The organism is Streptomyces sp. E2N166 (assembly GCF_003671715.1).
Classification (GTDB): domain Bacteria; phylum Actinomycetota; class Actinomycetes; order Streptomycetales; family Streptomycetaceae; genus Streptomyces; species Streptomyces thinghirensis.
This window is the reverse complement of sequence record NZ_RAIF01000018.1, coordinates 296,150-301,165: the sequence shown is the minus strand read 5'-3', so window position 1 is coordinate 301,165 and position 5,016 is coordinate 296,150. Positions and strand designations below refer to the sequence as shown.

Below are 5,016 nucleotides of genomic sequence, written 5' to 3'. Positions count from 1 at the left end.
TGGCCGGCGGCGGTGGCGAGGAGGACGAGGGCGGCAACCAGACCGTGTCCGCCACGGCCCCGGTCTCCGAGTCCGCGTCGGCCTCCGCCTCGCCGTCCGTCGACCCGGTCCGGCAGCAGGCCGTCGAGCTGGACAAGCTGCTGGCCGAGAGCGGCACCGGCCGGACCACGGTGATCAACGCCGTCGGCGACGTGAAGTCCTGCGACAACCTGCCCAAGGCGGCCAAGGACCTGCGCGAGGCCGCCAAGCAGCGCACCGGGCTGGTCACCAGCCTCTCCCAGCTGTCCGTGGACGAGCTGCCGCAGCACACCGAGCTGACCACCGCCCTCACCAAGGCGTGGCAGGCCTCGGCGTCGGCCGACAACCACTACGCGGCCTGGGCGGACCAGACGGCCGGCAAGAAGGGCTGCAAGAAGGGCAAGGCCCGCACCACCAGCCACACCCAGGCCGGCAACCGGGCGAGCGGCACGGCGAGCAAGGAGAAGGCCGAGGCCGCCAAGCTCTGGAACCCCATCGCCAAGAAGTACGGCCTGACGGAACGCCAGCCCACCCAGCTGTGACCCCGCCGGGCGGGCGGCCCCCCGCCCGGGCGCCCGCCCGGCTCGTTCAGGTCACGTCGGCGTTCTGCAGGGTCCGGGTGGTGTCCACGGCGCCGTCGCGGGCCGACACCAGGCGGCCCTGGCGTACGACCTGGAGGGTGACCTCGGCGTTGACCAGGCGCGGGAAGCCGACCGACGCCAGCTTGTCCGCGAACTCCCACTGGAGGGGCGGGGTGAGCCCGCCCGTGTCGATCTTCAGCCCGTCGTCGAGGGCGCGGGTCAGGGTGTCCGCGCTGGCCTCGCCGTCACCGAGCGACTCGACGGCCGCCTTGAGGACGGTGTACGCGATCCAGGTGGTCTGCACTCCGGCGTCCGCCGCGTCGACGTTGTTGTCCCCGAACGACTGCTCCTTGATCACCTTCTTCATCGTGTCCCAGGCCGGGTCGTTCACCGCCGGGTACCAGCCGGTGACGTACGCCCCCTCGTAGGGACCGGACGCCCCGCCGCTCGCGTTGACCGTGGCCTGGTCGACGCTGCCGAGCACGCTCGCGGTGTCCACCTCGGGGTACTCCTCGCGGGCCCGCCGGAAGGAGTCCATGAACGTGCCGGTGCGGTCTCCGAGGACGGGCACCACGCACCCCGGTTCGGCCGGGTCGGTGGTCGCACGCTCCAGGGCCCGCTCGGACTGGCCGTCGTACGCGGTGGCGTCTTCCGCCGCCCGCTGGTCGTGGGCCCGCTCGTGCCCGCCCGCGGTCAGCCCCGAGTCGAGCAGCACGGGCAACTGGTCGCCCGCGATGGTGTCGGGCCGCACGAGCGTGACGGGCCCGCACGAGCCGGCGAGCGTGCTGCCGAGGCCGGCCAGCAGCGCCGGCTGGCCGCCGTTGACCGGGTAGGACAACGGGCTGGTGAACTCCGTGTTGGTGATGCCGTAGCCGCCGATGTACGGGATGCCGGCGCCCTCCAGCACGGGGAAGAAGGAGTCGGCGTGCTGGCTGTAGGAGCCGACGACGGCGACCGCGTTCTCCTTGACGGCGCGCCGGGCGCACTTGGCGGCGGTGATGCCGTCGTTGTGGTCGTTGCAGGTCAGGACGTTGAGTTCGCGGCCGGCGAGGCCGCCCCTGTCGTTGATCCAGCGGGCGTAGGCCTGCGCGAAGGCGGGCATGCCCGGCTTGTTGGTCGCGCCCGTGTCCTGCGGGGCCCAGGTCATGACGGTGATCGGATCGTCCCCGGAGCCCCCCGTGGCACCGGGGACGATCCCGCAGCCGACGGTGAGCGACGCACACGCCGCCAGGGCGCCCGCGGACAGAGCGCCGGTGCGGGTGGCCCGGGAGCGGCCGATCAGGCCGCGGAGGAAGGTGCTGCGGGTGGGTCGCCTGCCGGTCATGTACCCGCACGATTCCGTCACACGGCTAACCTGTAAGTGATCTGCGGTCAACACATGGTGACGCGGAGGTGAATTGCGGGGGCCGGTGAGGCACGGGTGGAGGGGAACGTACGATCGATGACCGTGCAAGGTTCGGAGAACTCTTCCCGTCGCGGCCGTCGCTCCTCCACCATGGGCGGCATGCCACTCAACGACATGCCGTGGTGGCGCTGGCGCAGCCAGGTGCGTTCAGCGCTGCACATGCTCTCCGCCCCCGCCTTCCAGCGGGACGTCTGGCTGGCCGGTGTGGACGGCTACGGCGACGTCACCGACGCGGTGTACCGGCTGGTGGAGGACACCTGGCTGGATCACTGGTCCGCCGAGAAGTACGTGGGCACGGTCTTCCGTGACTCGCAGGAGGCGGCGCTCGTCGACACCGCCGTGCTGCGCGTACTGCGGATCATGCACCAGGTCGGGCCGGACGCGCCCGTGAACGCATACCTCGACCACCCGGACTGGCCGGAGGCGGTGCGGGCGGCGCGCGACGCGCACGTGCGGCTGGCCGCCGGTGACGGCGAGGACCCGGAGGTGGAGCCGCGCACACTGGAGGTGCTCCAGATCCTGACCCGGTCCGCCTGACGGGACGCCCACCGGGAGCGGGTCCGGATATGGGACCCTGTCCTGCATGAACGAGCAGTCCTCCGCGGCCGCCTCCCGGGCCGCCGCCCCGGCCGACCAGTACGTCCTCACCCTGTCCTGCCCCGACAAGCAGGGCATCGTGCACGCCGTTTCGAGCTACCTGTTCATGACCGGCTGCAACATCGAGGACAGCCAGCAGTTCGGCGACCACGACACGGGACTGTTCTTCATGCGCGTCCACTTCTCGGCCGACGAGCCGGTGACCGTGGACAAGCTGCGCGCCAGCTTCGCGGCCATCGGTGACGCCTTCCACATGGACTGGCAGATCAACCGGGCCGACGAGAAGATGCGCATCGTGCTCATGGTCAGCAGGTTCGGGCACTGCCTGAACGACCTGCTCTTCCGGGCCCGGATCGGCGCGCTGCCGGTGGAGATCGCGGCGGTGGTCTCCAATCACACCGACTTCGCGGAGCTGGTGGGGTCCTACGACATCCCCTTCCACCACATCCCCGTGACGAAGGACACCAAGGCGGAGGCCGAGGCGCGCGTCCTGGAGATCGTGCGCGAGGAGAACGTCGAACTCGTCGTGCTGGCCCGCTACATGCAGGTCCTCTCGGACGACCTGTGCAAGCAGCTCAGCGGCCGGATCATCAACATCCACCACTCCTTCCTGCCGAGCTTCAAGGGCGCGAAGCCGTACCACCAGGCGCACGCGCGGGGCGTGAAGCTGATCGGCGCGACCGCGCACTACGTGACGGCCGACCTCGACGAGGGGCCGATCATCGAGCAGGAGGTCGAGCGGGTCGGCCACGACGTCACGCCGGACCAGCTGGTCGCGGTGGGGCGGGACGTGGAGTGCCAGGCGCTGGCGCGGGCCGTGAAGTGGCACGCGGAGCGGAGGATCCTCTTGAACGGTCGCCGGACGGTGGTGTTCGCCTAGCGGGGTGGGGTTCTGGTTCAGCGGCGGCCGCGGATGGTCGGTGGTTGCTCGCGCCCACGCCGCGGAGCCGCATATCCACAGGAGCCCAGCGCCCCTGAAGGGGCGTCCACTGCACGCCCCTCAAGGAGCGCGGGGAACCGCGCGACCAGCCACGACGCCCCCGCAGCCGCCGGCGAAACAGTCACCGCCCCCTACATCCGGCTCAAGCTCGCCGCCGCGAACAGCACGTCCCTGATCGCCTCCCGGTCGCCCATCTGACCCGCCGCCGCCTCCGCCGGAGGCACATGGCCCGCGGCCAGCCGGCAGAACTCCACGCCGTCCAGGGCGACGTGGGCCACCTCGTGCTCGGCGGAGCCCACCGCGCCCGGGGAGTCGAGCGGGATGAGCCACTCGCCGCCGCCCGAGCCCTCGATCTCCAGCCGCAGGCTGCGCCCCGGCTCACCCGCCGTGACCAGGTGCGGGCGGACGCCCGGAGCGGCCAGCCCGGCCCGGCGGCGGGCCGCCAGGACGCCCGGCAGCATCCGGGCCGCGAGGTCGATCATGCGGTTCAGATGGCGCGCGGAGGGCGGCTCGTACGGGTAGTCGACCGCGTCGGCGATGTCCTCCGCGTGCACCCAGCACTCGAACGCCCGGTCCAGCATCGCGTCGTGCAGCGGCAGTTCGAAGTCGCCGTACGACACCGGCATGCGGCCCGCGTCGCCGGTGAACGACACCGTGCGGACGATGCCGTGGCTCTGCTCGCGCCAGGGAGCGCGCACCGTGCGGGTGGGCGGGTAGTGCGAGGCCCGCCAGTACGCCTCGGTGCGGCCGGCCGGCGCGGGGGTGGGCGCGGTGATGTCGCCCAGCGGGTCGTCGAGGCCCAGGGCGACCGCGACCAGCCCGTCCACCGTCAGCAGGTGCGCGAGGACCCCGGCGACGGTGGTTCGGCGGCTCGCGGCCTCGTCGGCCTCGAACCAGCGCAGCCGGACGGGCGCGTGCCACTCGGCGTCGCCGATGTCCTGCAGCAGCGCGTCCAGCCGCGCGGTCTCGGCGTCGTACGGCGTGGCCCACTCGGGCACCGGGATGCGCGGCGGGCGCCGCTCCAGGCACCCGTCCAGGACGCGGGTGCGCAGGGCCGGGTCCAGGTCGAGGCTCTCCGGTCGCTGGAGCAGCGCGACGGCCTCACGCAGCCGCAGCGCCTCGTCGGCGCAGGCGTCGCACTCGCCGAGATGCTCCTCGACGGCCGCGGCCTCCTCGGCCGAGCAGGCGGCCAGCGCCCACGCCCCGAGGAGCGACGTCAACACGTGGTGCCCCAGCGCGACGGCCCCGCCCGGCACCGCGTCGGGCAACGTGCGCCCGCCGTCCTCGACGGACGCACGGGGCAGCGGTATACGCGGACCGGGACCGGACCCGCCGCCTCCGCCGTGGGACGCCGGCTCGTCGGGCCCACCGGCCCCGAGGTGAGGCGTGAGTCCACCGAGTTCACCAGGCCCGTCAGGCCCACCGAGCCCACCGAGCCCGTCAGGCCCACCAGGCCCACCAGGCCCACCAGGCCC

Annotated in this window: 4 protein-coding genes and 1 pseudogene; 3 read left to right on the top strand and 2 right to left on the bottom strand. The window is 72.8% G+C overall.

The window, feature by feature from the left end:
- A pseudogene (locus tag EBH09_RS15645) lies at nucleotides 1-560 on the top strand (hypothetical protein); the annotation flags it as partial.
- A 46-nt stretch (nucleotides 561-606) separates the two neighbouring features.
- Here the strand turns inward: EBH09_RS15645 and EBH09_RS15640 are convergent.
- Nucleotides 607-1,923, bottom strand: coding sequence for an ABC transporter substrate-binding protein (locus EBH09_RS15640; RefSeq protein ID WP_121747612.1), 1,317 nt, complete (start codon nucleotides 1,921-1,923; stop codon nucleotides 607-609).
- Nucleotides 1,924-2,040: 117 nt separating this feature from the next.
- Between EBH09_RS15640 and EBH09_RS15635 the strand changes: the two genes are divergently transcribed.
- Together EBH09_RS15635 and purU are read left to right on the top strand one after the other, a co-directional pair.
- A complete protein-coding gene (locus EBH09_RS15635) occupies nucleotides 2,041-2,541 on the top strand; it encodes a hypothetical protein (protein WP_121747611.1) in 501 nt (166 codons plus the stop codon).
- A 46-nt stretch (nucleotides 2,542-2,587) separates the two neighbouring features.
- Nucleotides 2,588-3,481 carry a formyltetrahydrofolate deformylase gene (gene purU, locus EBH09_RS15630; RefSeq protein ID WP_121747610.1) on the top strand — a complete coding sequence of 298 codons (894 nt, stop codon included), beginning with the start codon at nucleotides 2,588-2,590 and terminating at the stop codon, nucleotides 3,479-3,481.
- Between the two features lie 191 nt (nucleotides 3,482-3,672).
- Here the strand turns inward: purU and EBH09_RS15625 are convergent.
- Nucleotides 3,673-5,016: zf-HC2 domain-containing protein (locus tag EBH09_RS15625; protein WP_238697328.1), on the bottom strand; the 1,344-nt coding region annotated here is incomplete at its 5' end.

Coding starts and splice junctions, on each gene's coding strand:
- EBH09_RS15640 (WP_121747612.1), bottom strand. CDS start 1,923: ATGACCGGCAGGCGACCCACCCGCAGCACCTTCCTCCGCGGCCTGATC.
- EBH09_RS15635 (WP_121747611.1), top strand. CDS start 2,041: ATGACCGTGCAAGGTTCGGAGAACTCTTCCCGTCGCGGCCGTCGCTCC.
- purU (WP_121747610.1), top strand. CDS start 2,588: ATGAACGAGCAGTCCTCCGCGGCCGCCTCCCGGGCCGCCGCCCCGGCC.